This window comes from Lysobacter sp. OAE881 (genome assembly GCF_040546665.1).
Taxonomy (GTDB): Bacteria; Pseudomonadota; Gammaproteobacteria; order Xanthomonadales; family Xanthomonadaceae; genus Lysobacter_J; species Lysobacter_J soli.
This window is the reverse complement of the sequence record NZ_JBEPOG010000001.1, coordinates 1,847,933-1,864,390: the sequence shown is the minus strand read 5'-3', so window position 1 is coordinate 1,864,390 and position 16,458 is coordinate 1,847,933. Positions and strand designations below refer to the sequence as shown.

Annotated in this window: 15 protein-coding genes; 11 read left to right on the top strand and 4 right to left on the bottom strand. The window is 69.4% G+C overall.

The window, feature by feature from the left end; genetic code table 11:
• Positions 1 to 51: 51 nt before the first annotated feature.
• The 6 genes from scpB to ABIE51_RS08755 all read left to right on the top strand — a co-directional run bounded on the left by scpB (position 52) and on the right by ABIE51_RS08755 (position 8,053).
• On the top strand, positions 52 to 1,074 hold the full coding sequence (gene scpB / locus ABIE51_RS08780; protein WP_192630434.1) for an SMC-Scp complex subunit ScpB: 1,023 nt from the start codon (positions 52 to 54) through the stop codon (positions 1,072 to 1,074).
• A complete protein-coding gene (locus ABIE51_RS08775) occupies positions 1,067 to 2,746 on the top strand; it encodes a pseudouridine synthase (protein ID WP_192630433.1) in 1,680 nt (559 codons plus the stop codon). Before scpB ends, ABIE51_RS08775 begins: the two co-directional genes overlap by 8 nt.
• 514 nt (positions 2,747 to 3,260) lie before the next feature.
• Positions 3,261 to 3,767, top strand: coding sequence for a Csu type fimbrial protein (locus ABIE51_RS08770; RefSeq protein WP_192630432.1), 507 nt, complete (start codon positions 3,261 to 3,263; stop codon positions 3,765 to 3,767).
• 90 nt (positions 3,768 to 3,857) lie between these two features.
• Complete coding sequence (locus tag ABIE51_RS08765) at positions 3,858 to 4,574, top strand: fimbrial biogenesis chaperone (RefSeq protein ID WP_192630431.1); 717 nt, start codon at positions 3,858 to 3,860, stop codon at positions 4,572 to 4,574.
• Between the two features lie 69 nt (positions 4,575 to 4,643).
• Entirely contained in the window at positions 4,644 to 7,094 is a 2,451-nt protein-coding gene (locus ABIE51_RS08760; protein WP_192630430.1) for a fimbria/pilus outer membrane usher protein, read from the top strand.
• Entirely contained in the window at positions 7,091 to 8,053 is a 963-nt protein-coding gene (locus tag ABIE51_RS08755; RefSeq protein WP_192630429.1) for a Csu type fimbrial protein, read from the top strand. Before ABIE51_RS08760 ends, ABIE51_RS08755 begins: the two co-directional genes overlap by 4 nt.
• Before the next feature lie 33 nt (positions 8,054 to 8,086).
• On the opposite strand, the gene ABIE51_RS08750 is transcribed toward ABIE51_RS08755, so the two are convergent.
• The 4 genes from ABIE51_RS08750 to ABIE51_RS08735 all read right to left on the bottom strand — a co-directional run bounded on the left by ABIE51_RS08750 (position 8,087) and on the right by ABIE51_RS08735 (position 13,343).
• Positions 8,087 to 10,315 (bottom strand): AsmA family protein, encoded by a 2,229-nt coding sequence (locus ABIE51_RS08750; RefSeq protein WP_192630428.1) that lies wholly within the window; start codon positions 10,313 to 10,315, stop codon positions 8,087 to 8,089.
• A 112-nt stretch (positions 10,316 to 10,427) separates the two neighbouring features.
• Positions 10,428 to 10,904 (bottom strand): aminoacyl-tRNA deacylase, encoded by a 477-nt coding sequence (locus ABIE51_RS08745; protein WP_192630427.1) that lies wholly within the window; start codon positions 10,902 to 10,904, stop codon positions 10,428 to 10,430.
• A 333-nt stretch (positions 10,905 to 11,237) separates the two neighbouring features.
• The gene (locus tag ABIE51_RS08740) at positions 11,238 to 12,035 is read right to left on the bottom strand and encodes an amidohydrolase (RefSeq protein ID WP_192630426.1); all 798 of its coding nucleotides are present in this window, start codon (positions 12,033 to 12,035) and stop codon (positions 11,238 to 11,240) included.
• 159 nt (positions 12,036 to 12,194) lie between these two features.
• The gene (locus ABIE51_RS08735) at positions 12,195 to 13,343 is read right to left on the bottom strand and encodes a pyridoxal phosphate-dependent aminotransferase (RefSeq protein ID WP_192630425.1); all 1,149 of its coding nucleotides are present in this window, start codon (positions 13,341 to 13,343) and stop codon (positions 12,195 to 12,197) included.
• 155 nt (positions 13,344 to 13,498) lie between these two features.
• On the opposite strand from ABIE51_RS08735, the gene ABIE51_RS08730 reads away from it, so the two are divergent.
• The 5 genes from ABIE51_RS08730 (at position 13,499) to ccmD (ending at position 16,455) form a co-directional block, all read left to right on the top strand.
• Complete coding sequence (locus ABIE51_RS08730) at positions 13,499 to 13,969, top strand: DUF3293 domain-containing protein (protein WP_192630424.1); 471 nt, start codon at positions 13,499 to 13,501, stop codon at positions 13,967 to 13,969.
• Between the two features lie 105 nt (positions 13,970 to 14,074).
• Positions 14,075 to 14,725: a heme ABC exporter ATP-binding protein CcmA gene (gene ccmA / locus ABIE51_RS08725; protein WP_192630423.1), complete on the top strand. Its 651-nt coding sequence runs from the start codon at positions 14,075 to 14,077 to the stop codon at positions 14,723 to 14,725.
• The gene (gene ccmB / locus ABIE51_RS08720) at positions 14,722 to 15,414 is read left to right on the top strand and encodes a heme exporter protein CcmB (protein ID WP_192630422.1); all 693 of its coding nucleotides are present in this window, start codon (positions 14,722 to 14,724) and stop codon (positions 15,412 to 15,414) included. Before ccmA ends, ccmB begins: the two co-directional genes overlap by 4 nt.
• Positions 15,415 to 15,538: 124 nt before the next feature.
• Complete coding sequence (gene ccmC, locus ABIE51_RS08715) at positions 15,539 to 16,291, top strand: heme ABC transporter permease CcmC (RefSeq protein ID WP_192630421.1); 753 nt, start codon at positions 15,539 to 15,541, stop codon at positions 16,289 to 16,291.
• The gene (ccmD, locus tag ABIE51_RS08710; protein WP_115840624.1) at positions 16,288 to 16,455 is read left to right on the top strand and encodes a heme exporter protein CcmD; all 168 of its coding nucleotides are present in this window, start codon (positions 16,288 to 16,290) and stop codon (positions 16,453 to 16,455) included. The genes ccmC and ccmD overlap by 4 nt, the downstream gene beginning before the upstream one ends.
• The last annotated feature ends 3 nt before the right edge of the window (positions 16,456 to 16,458 follow it).

Genomic DNA, 16,458 nt, shown 5'->3' with positions numbered 1-16,458 from the left:
CGCTGACGCGGGAATGACGAGCAAACGCAGACGCAGGGCAAAGATCCCTTCATGGACCAACCACTGATCACCCGCATCGTCGAGGCCGCGTTGCTGGCCGCGAACCAGCCGCTGACGCTGGCGCAGCTGCACGCGCTGTTCCCCGAAGACCAGCCGGCCCCGCCGGACAGCGTCGAACAGGCGCTGGAAGCCCTGCGCGCCGGCTGCGAGGACCGCGGCGTCGAACTGGTCGAGGTGTCCTCGGGCTTCCGCTTCCAGGTCAAGGCCGACGTGCACCCGTGGGTCGCGCGCCTGTGGACCGAGCGCCAGACCCGTTACACCCGCGCCACGCTGGAAACCCTGGCGCTGATCGCCTACCGCCAGCCGATCACGCGCGGCGAGATCGAGCAGGTCCGCGGCGTGGCGGTCAACAGCAACATCATCAAGGCGCTGGAAGAGCGCGAGTGGATCCGCGTCGTCGGCCACCGTGACGTACCGGGCAAGCCGGCGCTGTTCGGCACGACGAAGGTGTTCCTGGACTACTTCGGCCTCAAGCGCCTGGACGAACTGCCGCCGTTGTCGGAGCTGAAGGACATCGGCGAACTCGAACCGCAGTTGCAGTTCGAAGGCACGCCGGCGCCCATCGCGGCGGGCGTGGCCGACGAAGCCGCGGCGTCCAACGCCGAAGCCGCCGATGCGTCGGACGAGCCGGCGAACGAGGCGGACACGGACGACACCGCCGCTGCCACCGCATCGGATGCGGATGAAACCGGCGCCGAAGCAGGCGACGACATCGGCGATGAAGCCGCGGCCGGCGATACCGCCGACACCGACGAGAACGAAACACCGGACGCGGCCGCCGACGAGGCGACCGAAAACGAAAACGAAGCCGAAGCCGAAACCATCGACGACGAGGTCGTCGACCTCGACATCGACGAAAACGAATACGCCCTGCAGGGCGACCCCGAAGCCGCGCCGGGCGAGCGCGCGGCGGACGAGAACGATCACGAGCAAGACAACGCCGTCGAGACGACGACCGTTCCCACCGATGACGAAGCCGAACTGGCCGAGTCGGAGCAACACAAAAATGACTGAAGAAAAGAGCCGCAAGCTCACCCTCAAACGCGCGCCCGATGCGGCCGCCACCGAGGCGCCGAAACTCGAAGAACGCCTGCACAAGGTGCTCGCGCAGGCCGGCCTCGGCTCGCGCCGCGCGCTGGAGCAACGCATCGCCGACGGCCTGGTGAAGGTAAACGGCGAGACCGCGCAGGTCGGCGTGAGCGTCAAGAGCGGCGACCGCATCGAGCTCGACGGACGCCAGTTCGTCGCCAGCGCGCTCACCGATCCCTCGCGCGTGCTGATGTACAACAAGCCCGAAGGCGAAGTGACCACGCGCGAAGACCCCGAAGGCCGCCCGACGGTGTTCGAGGCACTGCCCGCGCTGAAGGGCGCGCGCTGGATCGCCATCGGCCGCCTGGACATCAACACCACCGGCCTGCTGCTGCTGTCCACCGACGGCGAGCTGGCCAATGCACTGATGCATCCCTCGTTCGAAGTCGAACGCGAATACGTCTGCCGCGTGCGTGCGCCCGAAGGCGAGGACGTCGTGCCGGACAACATCGTCGACCGCCTCTCGCGTGGCGTCGCGCTGGAAGACGGCCCGGCGAAGTTCGACGAGATCGAACGCATCGGCGGCACCGATTCGCACGACTGGTTCCGCGTCGTGGTGAAGGAAGGCCGCAACCGCGAAGTGCGCCGCCTCTGGGAATCGCAGGGCTGCCAGGTGAGCCGCCTCAAGCGCATCCGCTACGGCGACGTCGCGCTGCCGCGCGAACTGCTGCGCGGCCAGTCGCGCGAGCTGACGTCCGAAGCCGTCGAAGCGCTTCGCGGCAAGCTGGGCCTGGAAGATGGCGGCGCGCCGTCGGCGCTGACGCTGCAGCCGGTGATCGGCCAGCGCAAGGCGACCAAGGCGACGATCGACCTGACCGGCAAGGCGCGTTCGCACGGTTACGTGGGCGGCCACAACACGGCCGACGAAGGCCGCGAACTGCGCCGCTTCGACCACGTGCGCGAGGATCGCGGCCGTGGCCGCGGTGGTCCGCGCAAGCACGGCGGCCTGACCGTCAGCGGCGAAGCCGCCGCGAAGGCCGGCAACAAGCCGTTCAAGCAGCGCAAGGAAAAGGGTCCCAAGCCGTTGCCGGAAGGCAATCCGGCCGCGTTCCGCACCTGGTACGTGCCGGACGGCGTGACCACCGGTCCGAGCGGCCATCGCAACCCCGACGGCGCGCGCGGTCCGCGCAAGCCGAACGCCGGCAAGGGCCCGCGCCCGGGCGGCGGTGGCGGTCGCGCCGGTGGCGGTTTCGGTGGCGAGCGTGGCGGCGGCTTTGGCGGTGAACGCAGCGGCGGTGGCGGTTTCGGCGGCGGCTTTGGCGGCGAACGCAGCGGGGGCGGTGGCCAGCGCAGCGGCCAGGGTCCGCGTGGCGGTCAGGGTCAGGGCCAGCGCGCCTCGCGTCCCTACGGTCATCCGGGCAACGCGCCGAGCTTCCCGTCCGACCACGCCAACCCGGGCAGCTTCAACCCGTACGGCGACAAGCCGCGCGCGCCGCGTCCGGGCGGTCGCCCGGGCGGCCCGAAGCCGGCTGGCGGTCGTCCGGGCGGCAACCCCGGCGGCAACCGTCCGGGCGGCAATCGTCCGGCGGGCGGTCCGCGTCCGGGTGGTCCGCGCGGCGGTGGACGTCCGGGCGGCGGTCGCGGTCCGCGCGGCTGATCGCGCAAGCAGCACGACTCGAAACGGGGCGCTCACAGCGCCCCGTTTTCGTTTGTGCGAACAAGGCGACGTACGGCACGCGATTTCACCCTCAGCGAACGAACGAGGGCCAAGCATGTAGCGCGGGCATCCGGCGGCCGATGCCCGCCCCGCATCGCGGCCGCACGCCGGACGACAAGCCGGGAGATCGCACCGTGGCGATGCTGGACACGGTATGGGCAGGCGCGTGCTCGTGTGCCCTTCTGTTCGCGAGCGCCGCATCCGCGGCGACGCGCATGTCTGCCTTCCGGGTGACCGCGACGGTCGCTTCGTCCTGCCGCATCGACGCGCCATCCCTCGTCGCCACAACGGCGGCGATCCGCATCCTCTGCACTTCGCGCGCGCCATACGCCGTCGCTTTCCAGGCCATGCCCGATGCACGCGGCGCCCCCGACGCCGCGGCGGCTCCTCGTCCTTGTCACGTACTGAACCGGATCCCTGCGATCCGGCGCCCATCGCTGCCAGGAGGTTTTCGATGCGTACCCTGCCCGCTTCCCGCCTTCCAATGCTGGCCGCCATTGCGGCCCTGACGACGGCGCCGCTCGCGTCGCCCGCCGCCACGAAGACCGCGACCTTCCAGGTGCTGGCCACGATGGTCAGCGACTGCACCATCATCAGCGCGCCGAACATCGACTTCGGCACGGTCGGCGTGATGACCGCAAACGTCGACAGCACCAGCACGCTGATCATCGCCTGCACGCCGGGCACGCCGTACTCGGTGGCGCTGGATGCGGGCACGGGAACGGGCTCCACCATCACCGACCGGCGCATGGCCAGCGCCGGCGGAAACGCGCTGAAGTACCAGTTGTTCCGCGACAGCATGCGCACGCAGAACTGGGGCAACACCGTCGGCACCGACACGGTCGGCGGCACCGGCAACGGCGGGAACATCGCCCACGTGATCTTCGCGCGGGTTCCGGAGCAGCCGGCGCCCGCCCCGGGCGCGTACGCCAGCACCGTCACGGTCACCGTCAACTACTGAGGCCGCCCCGCAACGCCACCACATCCCATCCGAGCGCGCGATCCGCGTCGTCAGGGCGTGCGCGCTCCCCGTCGGGCAAGGAGATCCGACATGAGGCTCAACCGCGTTCTTCCCGCGCTCGCACTGGCCTTCGCGCTCGCCATCGGTACCGCGATGGCGGGCTCGATCCACGTGATGCCGACCACGATCACGCTCGGTCCCGGCAAGGCGACGGCGGTGATGACCATCACCAACGAAGGCGATGCGCCCATCAGGACGCAGGTGCGCGTGTTCGCCTGGGACCAGAAGGACAACGAGGATCGCCTGACGCCAACGCAGAAGGTCGTCGCCAGCCCGCCGATGGCGACGCTCGCGCCGAAACAGACGCAGTCGATCCGCATCGTGCGCGTGGACAAGTCGGCGATCGCGGCCGAGGAAACCTACCGCCTGATCGTCGACGAAATCCCCGACGCCACGCGCGCGCCGAACGTCGGCGTGTCGGTGCAGATGCGCTATTCGGTGCCGGTGTTCGTGCTGCCCAAGGCGACGATGCCGCCGGGCGCGGTCACCTTCGCGGCGCAGATCGCGGGCAGCACGCTCACGCTCGACGCGCAGAACAAGAGCGACGCGCACATGCAGGCATCCGAAGTGGCGATCGAACACGCCGGCGGCACGTCGACGCCCGTCGTCGGTGGACTGCTCGGTTACGTGCTGCCAGGGAGAAGCATGCGCTGGAGCGTGCCGATTCCGGCGAACGCGGCGGCCAAGGGTCGACCCACGCGCGTGGTCGCGATGTTCAACGGCCAGCCGATCGCGGTCGACCTGTAATCGCCCGGCGGGGAGGCCGCGCGGCCATGGCTCCGTCGTCCCTGCGGCGATGTGCGGGAGAGGCAGCCGATGCGCGCGCGCATGCGGACGACCGTGACGATCTGCGCCGTCGCCGCGCTGGTGCGCCTAGCTGCGCTCGCGCCCGCCATGGCGCAGCCGGCCGATGAGGCGCCGGCGTCCTACTACCTGGAGGCGACGGTGAACGGTCGCGCGACCGGGCTGGTCGTGCAGGTGGACCGCGTGCGCGGGGCGTTCCGGATGCCCGCCGACGAACTGACGCAGATCGGCCTGCGCGAGGACGCGTTGCCGCTCGATGCGGACCGACAGGTGATGCTCGACGCCATCCAGGGTTTGTCGTTCGACTACATCGAGGATGCGCAGCGCATCGACTTCACGTTGCCCGAGACGATGCTGGTCGCGCAGCGCCTGGGCGAGGCGCCGCCTCCTCCGCCGCCGAGCCGCTCCGGCACCGGACTGCTGCTCAATTACACCGCGCGCCTGCAGAACTCGCGCGTCGATTTCGACGAGAAGCGCCTTGGGCGCCGCCTGCACGCACCGCTGCTGGGATCGGCGCGCTACGGTCGCTTGCCGGTGCTGGGCGAGGAGGAATTCGAAGCGCAGTACGACCGTCGCAACCGCACCTTCGCGCTGAACACCGAACTGCGTTTCTTCTCGCCAGCCGGGGTGTTCGTCAACACCGGCTACGCGACGGTCGAGAACGGCGAGTACGACTACGTGCGCCAGGACACGTACTGGACCTACACGAATCCCGACGCGCTGCGCACGTGGACGGTCGGCGACCTGGTGTCCTCGTCGCTGACGTGGTCGCGCGCGATCCACATGGGCGGCGCGAGCCTGTCGCGCAATTTCGACGTGCGGCCGGACCTGATCACTTTTCCGATTCCCGCACTTGGCGGTGATGCCGTCGTGCCGACGATGGTGGACCTCTACGTCAACGGCCTACGCCAGTTCACCGGTAACGCGACCGGCGGCCCGTTCGTGATCGCCGCACCGCCGGCCCTCACCGGCGCGGGCGTGGCCACCGTCGTGTTCCAGGACGCGCAGGGCCGGCAGGTGACGCTGAGCCAGCCGCTCTACCTGGACACGCGCCTGCTCGGCGACGGACTGACCGATTACTCGGTGGAAGTGGGCTATCCGCGACGCAACTACGGTAGTCGTTCGTTCGATTACGCCGACGATCCGGCGGCCAACGCGTCGCTGCGCCACGGGATCAACGACCGGTTCACGCTCGAAGCGCATACCGAACTCACGCGAGGCCTGACCAACCTTGGCGTCGGCGCGTTGTTCGAACTGCGCGGCGCGGGCGTGCTCAACGCATCGGCGACCGGCAGCGGCGGCGACGGCCAGCACGGCATGCAATGGGGCCTCGGCTACCAGTACCAGTCGCCGCGATTCAACGTCGACCTGCAGGCGCTGCGCGCCGACGGCGGCTTTCGCGACCTCGGCACGGTGAAGGGCGTGACCGTGCCGCAGCGGCAGGCGCATGCCTCGCTCGGCATCCCGCTCGGACAGCGGCACTCGATCACCTTCACCTACACGCGCCAGGAGGCGTCCGACCTCGGCGGTTCGCGCATCGTGTCGATGGGCTACAGCGGCACGTTCGGGCAGCGACTCAGCGTGTTCGCCAATGCATTCCGCGACGTCGACGTGGACGACTCCGCAGGCCTCTACATCGGCGCCTCGCTGTCGCTGGATCGCCGCATCAGCGTGTCGTCCAGCGTGAGCCGCTACGGTGAGGCGCGCACGGCGACGATCGCCGCGAACCGCTCGATGGACTACGACGCCGGCGGCTTCGCGTGGAACGCGCTGCTGGATGGCGGCAACGACGGGTATCGCCACGGCTCGGGCCGGCTCGACTACCGCGGCCGCTATGGCGACGCCTCGCTGATGCTGGAACACGCCACGCGCGACGACTTCAGCTACGACAACGCCTCGCTGTTCGCCACCGGCGCGCTGGTGTGGATGGATGGCGACCTGATGGCCACGCGTTCGGTCTACGACGCCTTCGCGCTGGTCGACACTGACGGCATGGCCAACGTGCCCGTCCTGCGCGAGAACCGCCGTGCAGGCACGACGAACGCGCAAGGCCATCTGCTGATTCCGGACCTGCTGTCATGGCAGGGGAACCGGCTCGCGATCGACACCCTTGCACTGCCGCTCGACGCCAACCTCGACGTCGAGTCGATGCAGGTCGCGCCGCGCGCGATGTCGGGCGTGCTCGTGTCGTTCCCCGTGACGCGTTTCCGCGGCGCCCTTGTCGTGCTCGTGGACGAAAGCGGCCAACCGCTGCCGCTCGGCACGGTCGTCACGCTGGTGGCCACGGGCGAGGCTACCGCGGTGGGCTACGACGGCCAGGTCTTCCTGCCGCAATTGCAGGAAGACAACGAACTTTCCGCCGAACCCGCAGGGAACCCGTGTCGCGTCCGCTTCACGTTCGATGCGTCCGCGACGATGACCACGCTGGGTCCGTTCGTCTGCACCGCGGGTGGCGCGCCATGAACGCCGCGTATCGCGGGGCCGCAATTCGCCTGGGCCTGCTCGCCGCAATGGCGGTGATGGTGTGCTTCACGCCGGTCCGCGCGCAGACGTGCACCTTCACGATGAGCAATGTGGACTTCGGCAACGTCGATGCGTTCGCCACCGAGGCGGTCGACCTGCTGGCGCAGGCAACCTTCACCTGCACCGGTGCGTCGACGCCGTATATCCATGCGTGTGCGAGCCTGGGCTCACGCGGGATGACCGGCCCCGGCGGCGCCAAGCTGGCATACGACCTTTACATCGACTCGGCCCGCACCCGGCCTTGGGGCAGTCTCTGGGAGGCCACCGCCAGCAACGTGCTGACTGGCGAAATACCGATCGCGTCCGGCAGCGGCAGCGTGACGGTGCCGGTCTACGTGCGCATCTTCGGCGGCCAGTCGCAGCTTACGGCGGGAGCGTACTCGCAAGGTTTCCTCGGTGCCGGCTATACCGGCTACAACACGGTGGGCTACACCTCGGGCACGCCGCCGTCGTGCACCACGAGCTCCGGCCCGCAGAACGCGTTCTCGTTCACGACACGGGCCACCGTGATTTCCAACTGCACGGTGTCGGCGACCAACATCGACTTCGGCCAGCAGGGCGTCATCCGGGCGGCGACGACAAGCACCGGCGTCGTCTCGACGACCTGCACGAAGGGCGCGAATTACACGATCGCGCTCAACGCCGGCTCGGGCACCGGCGCCACGTTCGCGGAACGGCGCATGACGCGCTCCGGCGGCAGCGAGACGCTGGGCTACGCGCTCTATCGCGACAGCGGGCGGACGCAGATCTGGGGCGATGGCAGCGGAGGCTCCGGCACCGTGTCCGGGTCGGGGACCGGCGCGGCGCAGACCAGCACCGTCTACGCGACGCTGCCCATGCAGACGTCGCCGCCGCCGGGCAGCTACGCCGATACGATCACGGTGACGGTGACGTTCTGACCGCCCGTCCGCGTCGAGAAGTGCGCCGGTGATTCAGGGAGAAAGACGCGGCTGCGCGTCGTACCACTCGCGTGCCTTTATCAGGTGGAAGTCGCGCTGCCCGTTGTCGACGGCCACCGCGCAACTCAGGACGCCCCACTTCGCGTACAGGCTGCCGTCGCGCTGCCTGCCGTGCAGGCGCAAGCGGGCCATCACGTCATAGCGCTGGTTGCTCGCGTGCACGTCGTTGAGCAGCAGCGTCTTTCCGGCGAGGCGCACGTTGCCGTTCGCCTGCGCCTGGCCGGAGTCGATCAGCTTGCCCATCCACTTCGGGTAGTCCTTCTTCCGCGAGAACAGCGCAAGCAAAAAACCGACATCCTTCATCGCGATCTGCGCGCGTCCGTCGATGCTCACCGGACGGTCCCAGTCCATGCGCGCTCGCTGCAGGTCGATGCGCGTCCACCATCCGCTGCGCGATTCGCCGCCGGGTTCGGTGAAGCTGACGTTCTGCAGCGCCAGGCGCGTGCCGTCGATACTGAACGTGTGGCGCTTCAGGTCGGCGCGGCGCAGCTTGGTGTCGATGTCGACGTCGGTACGAAGCGCGATACCCGCCAGGTGCATGCGGGCCGCACGCGCGTCCACTCCGAGCATGCCCTGCCCGATCGCGCCCGCGCCATCGAGCGTCAGGTCGCCCGACAGCGTGCCGGCGCCGCCGTCGAAACGCAGGTGTTCATTGGGCAGGTAGCGGTTGTACGCCCGCAGGTCCGGCACCTGCGCGTCGGTAAAGATGAGGTGCGCGCGCATCGCCTGCCCGACCTGCTTCATCGCGCCGGGCTGGCGCAGCGCCTGCCGTTCCACGCCGGACACGCTTTCCAGCAGCAGCCGCAGGTTCTGTCCCTGCACGAAGGGCTTGGCTGGCGCATCGTCGGCGGCGATGTCGAAGCGCTCCATCAGCAACTCCAGGCGCGGCAGGACTTCGTCGTTCGGGCCTGCATCCAGTCGCCCGTCGGCCTTCGCGCGACCGGCGATGCGGTTGCCCATCACGTGCGCGACCGCCTGCACGTCGGGCACGCCGACGCGACTGCCACCCGCGACGCGGCCATCGACCACGCGCACGTCGGCGTCGACCACGCCGGCGCCGTCGAGCGACAGCCATGGCGCATCGAAGAAATTGCCAAGCCAGCGCAGCGATGCGAAGTGCCAGCGCCCGACCACGTGTCCGGAGCTGCGCGGCAACAGGCTGCGTGGATCCTTCAGCGGCACCTGCGTGCCGCGTACGGTGAGGTCGGCATCGAGCGACAGCCGGCCTTCGGCATGCGCAGGCGCGCGGGCGACGAGGTGCATATCGCGATCCACGTTGAGCGCGATGTCCAGCGCATCGTCGAACGCCGCGCCGCGACCGTCGTGACCGGTGACCGGCGTGTGCCAGCGCAGCCGGCTGCCCGGCGTCAGCGAACCACGCGCGAAGCCAAGGTCGATCTGCGCGCGACCATCGCCGGCGACGTTCGCCAGCGCGATGCGGCCCTGCGGATCGACCTCGACGCGCAGCGTCGGCGCCTTGCCATCGAGCTTCAGCTTCGCGTCGGTCAACAGCAGCTTCGCGATGCCGCGCGCTTGCTCGCGCGTGTGCCGCGCAATGGCGAAGTCGGCGTCAATGCGGCCGTCGCGCAGCAGTGCCTCCTTGCCGTAGCGCAGCTGCACGTTCTCGAAATGCGCACGGGACGGCATCAGCTCCAGCGCGCCGCCGCGCAGTTGTTTGTAGAAGCCGACGTCGGCGCTGCCCAGGCCTTCGAGCACGAGGTCGCCCAGACGCCCGTTGCGGATCGAGTCGCTGTGGATCCGATCGAACTGCAGCACCCAGCCGCCGGGGCGCGCAGGCAACGGCGGCTTGCGCGCGCCGCCGATGTCGACCGCACCTGTCACGTCAACCGCGATCACCTCGGGCACGCGCACCGTCTTGCGCAGCAGCGGCAGGATCGCGATGCGCCCATTCGCGCGCGCTGCATTCACCGCCCACGTCGCGCGCCCGGCGTGGCCTTTCATCCGCACGTCCCATACGTGCACGCGGCCTGGCCACACGGTGTAGCCCGGGCCCCATTCGATCTGGAACTTCTCCGGCTTGCGGTTCGCCGTCCATTCGCCGATCGGCGTGTTGATGAACACGTTGCCCGCGAGCAGGTAGAACGCGTACACGCCGACCAGCGCGAAGGCGATGCGCCGGCTCCACGTTCGCGCGGACACCGGGATGCGCTGCCACGAGCGCGAGACGGCGTTCAGTTCCATTGAGCCACGCCTCCGGATGCACGATTTGGGCGCGGCAGGTTAACCGCGCAGTGCGTCCGCCGGACCTCCGCCCGGCGGGAACTTTGCACCGTGCATTGCACGCGCGATGCGGTTAGTGGCGCGCCAGCTCGACCATGCGCGGATGCACGAGGCGTTCGAAGTCGTGCCAGCCCATGCGCATCAGCTCGCGATGCGTGCCCGCGTTGAAGGCGATGTCGTCGTCATCGGCCAGGCTCGCCGCGGCGTACACGTCCATCGCGTAGAGGTTGCCAAACGGCGGCATCGCGCCGACTTCGCATTCGGGGAAACGATCCTTGAAATCGGCTTCGGTCGCCAATGCGACCTCGCGTGCGCCACTGGCCTTGCGCAGCTGCGCGAGGTCGAGCCATTCGTCCGACGGAAGCACGGCCATCGCAAGCTTTCCGTCGAGCCGCACCATGACGGTCTTCAGCATCTCGTGGCTGTCGATGTGGGCGCTGGCCGCGGTGTCGCGTGCGGTGAACGCATGCGGGTGCGTCATCGTGTCGTAGTGGACGCGATTGGAACTGAGGAATTCCTGGAGGCGCGGGGACAGGGTTTCGGACGACATGGCACGGGCTCCTTCTACGGAGGCCGGGCGCGACGCGGCGCACGGGGCGGCGCGGGGCTCGGTCGTTGTCGATGGTTTCAGAACTGCCGCAGGCCGCGAAGGCGGCTTCACGCGTGACGCGAGGCGCGGCCCGGCCAGTGTACGCCCGTTGCAGCGAAAAGCCGTGATTGGTGATTCGGGATTCGTGATTCGCAGCCGCAGAAGCCCGACGGCTGGCGGGCTTCGCATCTTCACGCGCCCGGACGCCGCTTTCCGAATCCCGAATCCCGAATCCCGAATCCCGAATCCCGAATCCCGAATCCCGAATCCGGATCACGAACCCCGAATCACGGCTCACAACAACTCGAACGCATCCGCATCCAGCATCGCGGGGAAACGCTCGCGATGCGCCGCCAGTTCGGCCGCCGACAGCGTCACGGTGACCACGGTTTCTACGTCGGCGCACTCGGTCACCGGCTGGCCGACGTAGTCGATCACCGCGCTGTCGCCGGCGTAATGCAGGCCGTTGCCGTCGGTGCCGACGCGGTTCACCGCGGCGACGTAGCACAGGTTTTCGATCGCCCGCGCGCGCAGCAGCGTCTTCCACGGGTACGCGCGCGCAGACGGCCAGTTCGCGACGAAGATCATCAGGTCGAAATCGAGCTGGCCGGCGCGTTCCACGTCGAAGCGGTTGCGCGAGAACACCGGGAAACGCAGGTCGTAGCAGACCAGCGGACAGATGCGCCAGCCGCGCCAGTCGAGCGTGAGGCGATCGCGACCGGCCGCGTAGCGTTCGTGTTCGCGCGCGTAACGGAACAGGTGGCGCTTGTCGTACGTGCTCAACGCACCGTCGGGCGTGGCGAACAGCAAGCGGTTGTAGACGCCTTCACCGTCGCGCAACTGCACGCTGCCGGTCACCGCCGCGTCCAGTCGCGCGGCCTGCTCGCGGACCCATTCGACCGTGGCGCCGGCCATCGTTTCGGCGTTGCCGATGGCGTCGTTCGAGAACCCGCTGGTGAAGGTTTCCGGCAGGATCACCAGGTCCGTTGCGCCGCGCAGCGGCGCGATCAGTCCACCGTAGTAATCGCGATTGCCGGCCGGATCGTGCCAGCGGGTGTCGCCTTGTACGAGGGTGACGCGTAGGTCGTTCATGTGGATCTCGCGAAGTCGTGTCTGGTTTCGTTTTCCCTGTCATCCCCGCGAAGGCGGGGATCCAACGTCCCGCCGCGTCACGTTTTACCGAGGACGTGATGCACCGGACAGATGGATTCCCGCCTTCGCGGGAATGACAGCTTGAACAGCTTCAGAAGGTCAGAGCCTCTGCAAGCGCTCGATCGCCTTGTCCAGCGTCGCCTCGTTCTTCGCGAAGCACAACCGCGCCAGGCGCTGGCCGGACGGCGGCGATTCGTAGAACGGCGACAACGGGATCGCGGCGACGCCCTTCTCCGTCGTCAGCCAGCGGCAGAAGGCGGCATCGTCCAGATCGCTCACGTCGGAATAATCCACGAGCTGGAAATACCCGCCCGGCACCGGCAGCGGCTTGAGGCGCGTGGTGAGCAGTTGCTCGCGGAAGCGGTCGCGCTTGGACTGGTAGAACGCGCCGAGCTGCTCGTAGTGTTCGGGTTCGGCTTCGATCATCTCCGCGAACGCCCACTGCGCCGGGGCGAAGGTGCAGAAGGTGTTGTACTGGTGGACCTTGCGCAGCTCGGCCGACAGCAGCGGCGGCGCGATGCAGTAACCGACCTTCCAGCCCGTGCAGTGGTACGTCTTGCCGAAGCTGGACACGACGAACGCGCGCTCGCGCAGTTCCGGATAGCGCAGCACGGACTCGTGGTGGCGACCGTCGAACACGATGTGCTCGTACACCTCGTCCGAGAGCAGCCAGATGTTCGTATCGCGAAGCAGCGCCGTGAGCTGCGCGATGTCGTCCGCGGTGAACATCGCGCCCGACGGGTTGTGCGGCGAGTTGATCATCAGCAGGCGCGTCTTCGGCGTCACCGCGGCGCGGATCGCCTGCCAGTCCGGCGCGAAGGTCGCAGGATCCAGCGGCACGTGCACCGCGCGACCGCCGGCCAGGTCGATCGCCGGCTCGTAGGAGTCGTAGCAGGGATCGAGCACGATGACCTCCTCGCCCGGGCGCACCACGGCGGCGACGGCGTCGAAGATCGCCTCGCTCGCGCCCGAAACGACGGTGACTTCCGAGTCCGCATCCGGGCGATGGCCGTAGCAGCGCTCGGTCTTGGCGGCGATGGCCTGCCGCAGCGCCGGCACGCCGGTCATCGGCGCGTACTGGTTCTTCCCGTCGCGCATCGCGCGGTCGAGCGCTTCGATCAGGCGCTCCGGTACGTTGAAGTCCGGGAAGCCCTGGCCGAGGTTGACCGCGTCGCGCTCCATCGCGAGCTGCGACATGACGGTGAAGATGGTCGTGCCGACCTTCGGCAGCTTGGTTTGCAGGGTCATCGCGGGGGAAGCTCGACGTGGGGTTGCGGACCGCCAAGTGTAAGGACGCGGGCACGGCGGCGTCATGACGAACGCTCATCTGCGCATCGCCCGGCCGTGCCCGGCGTCATCGCCCGTCGATTGCACCGGTCATGTGCGGTGTGGACACTTGCCCCATGCGTGAACTGCAGATCGTCGACGCCGCCGAGCTAGCCAGCGCCTACGCCGCCGCGGAGTACGTGGTGGCGCTCGACGGCGACGCCTTCCCGCTGCGCGTGGGCGAGCCGGCGCTCGACCTTGAGGCGTACGCCCCGGCGTCGCGCTATACCTTCATCACCGCGTGGAATCCGGCGTCGCAGCCGCGTTCGGACACGGCCAACGAGGCCGCCGACGCGCTGCTGGTCGCGCAGCTGGAGACGCTGGGCGCCACGCGGCATCCGGCCTGGGCGCAGGACGTCGCGGGCCGCTGGCGCGAACCGGGCTGGCTCGTCGCCGACCTGGACGCGAGCACGGTGCTGAGGCTCGCGGAGGAATTCGGCCAGGCGGGCGTGCTGGACTGGGCCGCCGGCGAGCCGGTGCGCCTGCGGATGCTCGCGTCGCCCCCGGCCGGGGCCGCGGTCGCCCACACCGACTGGTTGCCGGCCTGACCGCGAACGCGAGGGCCGCGCCGCCGCCCGACGCCGGCAAGCGGCGGCTTTCGCGAACCGAATAGAATGGCCGCCCTCGCGGCGCCGCCCGCCCCGGCTTTCCCGATGACGCCCCACGACCGCCCCGCCCCGCCGCTGCTGGCCGCCCGCGGCCTGCGCTTCGCGCGCAACGACGAACCGGTGTTCGGCCCGCTGGATTTCAGCGTCGATGCCGGCGAAGCGCTGCTCGTGCAGGGCGACAACGGCGCCGGCAAGACGACGTTGCTGCGCGTGCTCGCCGGGCTGCTGCGCTCGGACGGGGGCGAGATCGACCTGGACGGCGAACCTGCCGGGCACGCCCGCCGCGCCCGGGCCATCGCCTATCTCAGCCATCTGCCGGGCCTGAAGGCCGACCTGACGGCGATGGAGAACCTCGATTTCCTGTGCGGCCTGCAGGGCCGGCGTCGCGCGCAGCTGCCGGAGAACGCCCTGGGGATCGTCGGATTGGCCGGGTACGAGGACGCCCTCGCCCGCCAGCTGTCGGCCGGGCAGAAGAAGCGTCTGTCGCTCGCCCGGCTGTGGATGTCGCCGGCGCCGCTGTGGCTGCTCGACGAGCCCTACGCGAACCTCGACCTGGAAGGCATCGAACTGGTCAACCGCATGGTCCAGGCGCACCTCCGTGATGGTGGTGCGGCGCTGGTCACCACCCACGGCGCGTATGCCGCCCCGCCGGTGCGCACGCGCATGCTGGTGCTGAACAAGGCGGCCGCCGCATGACGCCCTCCACATCACCCAGCCTCGTCGGCGCCGCGCGCGCCCTGCTCGCCCGCGACGCCCGCCTGCTGTGGCGCCGTCGCGGCGATGCGCTGCAGCCTGCCCTGTTCGCGCTGCTCGTGGTCACGCTGTTCGCCCTGGCGCTGGGCGCGGAGAAGGCGGCGCTGTCGAAGGTCGCGTCCGCCGTGCTGTGGGTGTCGATGCTGCTGGCCGGCCTGCTGTCGCTGGACACGCTGTTCCGCGGCGATGCCGAGGACGGCTCGCTGGAACAGTGGATGCTGGCGCCGGTGCCGCTGGCGTGGCTGGTCGGCGTGCGCACGTTCATCCACTGGGCGACGACCGCGTTGCCGCTGCTCGTCGCCGCGCCGTTCCTGGGCGAACTGCTGTACCTGCCGCGCGAGCAGTTGCCGGTGCTCATGATTTCGCTCGCGCTAGGCACGCCGCTGCTGAGCCTCATCGGCGCGGTGGTCGCGGCCCTGACGGTCGGGATGCGGCGCTCCGGTATACTCGTGGCCTTGCTGGCGCTGCCGTTGTACGTGCCGGTGCTGGTGTTCGGCGCGGGCAGCGTGGCTGCCTCGGCGCAGGGGCTGGATCCGACCGGGGCGCTGCTGCTGCTCGGAGCCGGGCTGGCGGTGGCGCTGGTCGTGGCCCCGCTGGCCGCGGCCGCCGCGATCCGCATCGCACTGAGTTGAGTTCGACGGACGATGGACGGCGCACGGAGCTTTGAGCCAGATCAAGGGCCGACGTCCCGGCCGACGCGACAATCCGCCGCAACCGCCACCGTCCGGTCGCACCACCGGACCGGCTGAGAAACTGATGAATCCGATCATCCGCTGGTTCCACAAACTCGGATCGCCGCCGTACTTCGATCGCTTCGCCGCTCGCTGGGCGCCCTGGGGCTACGGGCTGGGCCTGCTGGTGATGGCATGGGGCCTGTACGGCGCGCTGTTCCAGGTGCCGGCCGACTACCAGCAGGGCGACAGCTTCCGCATCCTCTACATCCACGTGCCGAGCGCCTGGATGAGCATGGCCGTCTTCGGCCTGATGGCCCTCTACGCGGCCATCGCGCTGGTCTGGCGCATCAAGCTGTGCGAGATCCTCGCCATGGCCTGCGCGCCGATCGGCGCCGCCTTCACCCTCATCACCCTGCTCACCGGCTCGATCTGGGGCAAGCCGATGTGGGGCACGTGGTGGGACTGGGACCCGCGCCTGACGACGGAACTGATCCTGCTGTTCCTCTACCTGGGCGTGATCGGCCTGTACAACGCGATCGACGACCGCCGCGCCGCCGCGCGCGCCGCGGGACTGCTGGCGATCGTCGGCGTCGCGCTGCTGCCGGTCATCCGCTATTCGGTGGTGTGGTGGAACTCGCTGCACCAGGGCCAGACGATCCAGATCTTCGGCGAATCGAAGATGGATCCGTCGATGTACGGCCCGCTCATCTGGATGGTCATCGGCACCAAGCTGTGGTTCGCCGGCGCGCTGCTGTCGCGCGCGCGCGCCGACAACCTGCGTCGCGAAAGCGGCAAGGCATGGGTCGCCGACCTGGCCGGAGGTCGCCGCGCATGAGCTATCAGAACTACGTGATCGCCGCCTACGCGGTGTTCGTGATCGTGCTGGGCTGGGACTTCGTCAGCACGAAACTGCAGATCCGTCGCGAGTTGCGCGGCGCACGCCTGCGTGCCGCGCGCGACGCCGCGCGCCCGGGCCGCGACGCCGAACTGACCCGCTAGCCG

Bases quoted from the DNA above. Each gene is read 5' to 3' on its own strand.
- ccmA (WP_192630423.1), top strand. From the start codon at position 14,075: ATGACGCCCCACGACCGCCCCGCCCCGCCGCTGCTGGCCGCCCGCGGC.
- ABIE51_RS08760 (WP_192630430.1), top strand. From the start codon at position 4,644: ATGCGCGCGCGCATGCGGACGACCGTGACGATCTGCGCCGTCGCCGCG.
- ABIE51_RS08750 (WP_192630428.1), bottom strand. From the start codon at position 10,315: ATGGAACTGAACGCCGTCTCGCGCTCGTGGCAGCGCATCCCGGTGTCC.
- ccmB (WP_192630422.1), top strand. From the start codon at position 14,722: ATGACGCCCTCCACATCACCCAGCCTCGTCGGCGCCGCGCGCGCCCTG.
- ABIE51_RS08765 (WP_192630431.1), top strand. From the start codon at position 3,858: ATGAGGCTCAACCGCGTTCTTCCCGCGCTCGCACTGGCCTTCGCGCTC.
- ABIE51_RS08775 (WP_192630433.1), top strand. From the start codon at position 1,067: ATGACTGAAGAAAAGAGCCGCAAGCTCACCCTCAAACGCGCGCCCGAT.
- ABIE51_RS08745 (WP_192630427.1), bottom strand. From the start codon at position 10,904: ATGTCGTCCGAAACCCTGTCCCCGCGCCTCCAGGAATTCCTCAGTTCC.
- ABIE51_RS08735 (WP_192630425.1), bottom strand. From the start codon at position 13,343: ATGACCCTGCAAACCAAGCTGCCGAAGGTCGGCACGACCATCTTCACC.
- ccmC (WP_192630421.1), top strand. From the start codon at position 15,539: ATGAATCCGATCATCCGCTGGTTCCACAAACTCGGATCGCCGCCGTAC.
- scpB (WP_192630434.1), top strand. From the start codon at position 52: ATGGACCAACCACTGATCACCCGCATCGTCGAGGCCGCGTTGCTGGCC.
- ABIE51_RS08755 (WP_192630429.1), top strand. From the start codon at position 7,091: ATGAACGCCGCGTATCGCGGGGCCGCAATTCGCCTGGGCCTGCTCGCC.
- ABIE51_RS08730 (WP_192630424.1), top strand. From the start codon at position 13,499: ATGCGTGAACTGCAGATCGTCGACGCCGCCGAGCTAGCCAGCGCCTAC.
- ABIE51_RS08770 (WP_192630432.1), top strand. From the start codon at position 3,261: ATGCGTACCCTGCCCGCTTCCCGCCTTCCAATGCTGGCCGCCATTGCG.
- ABIE51_RS08740 (WP_192630426.1), bottom strand. From the start codon at position 12,035: ATGAACGACCTACGCGTCACCCTCGTACAAGGCGACACCCGCTGGCAC.
- ccmD (WP_115840624.1), top strand. From the start codon at position 16,288: ATGAGCTATCAGAACTACGTGATCGCCGCCTACGCGGTGTTCGTGATC.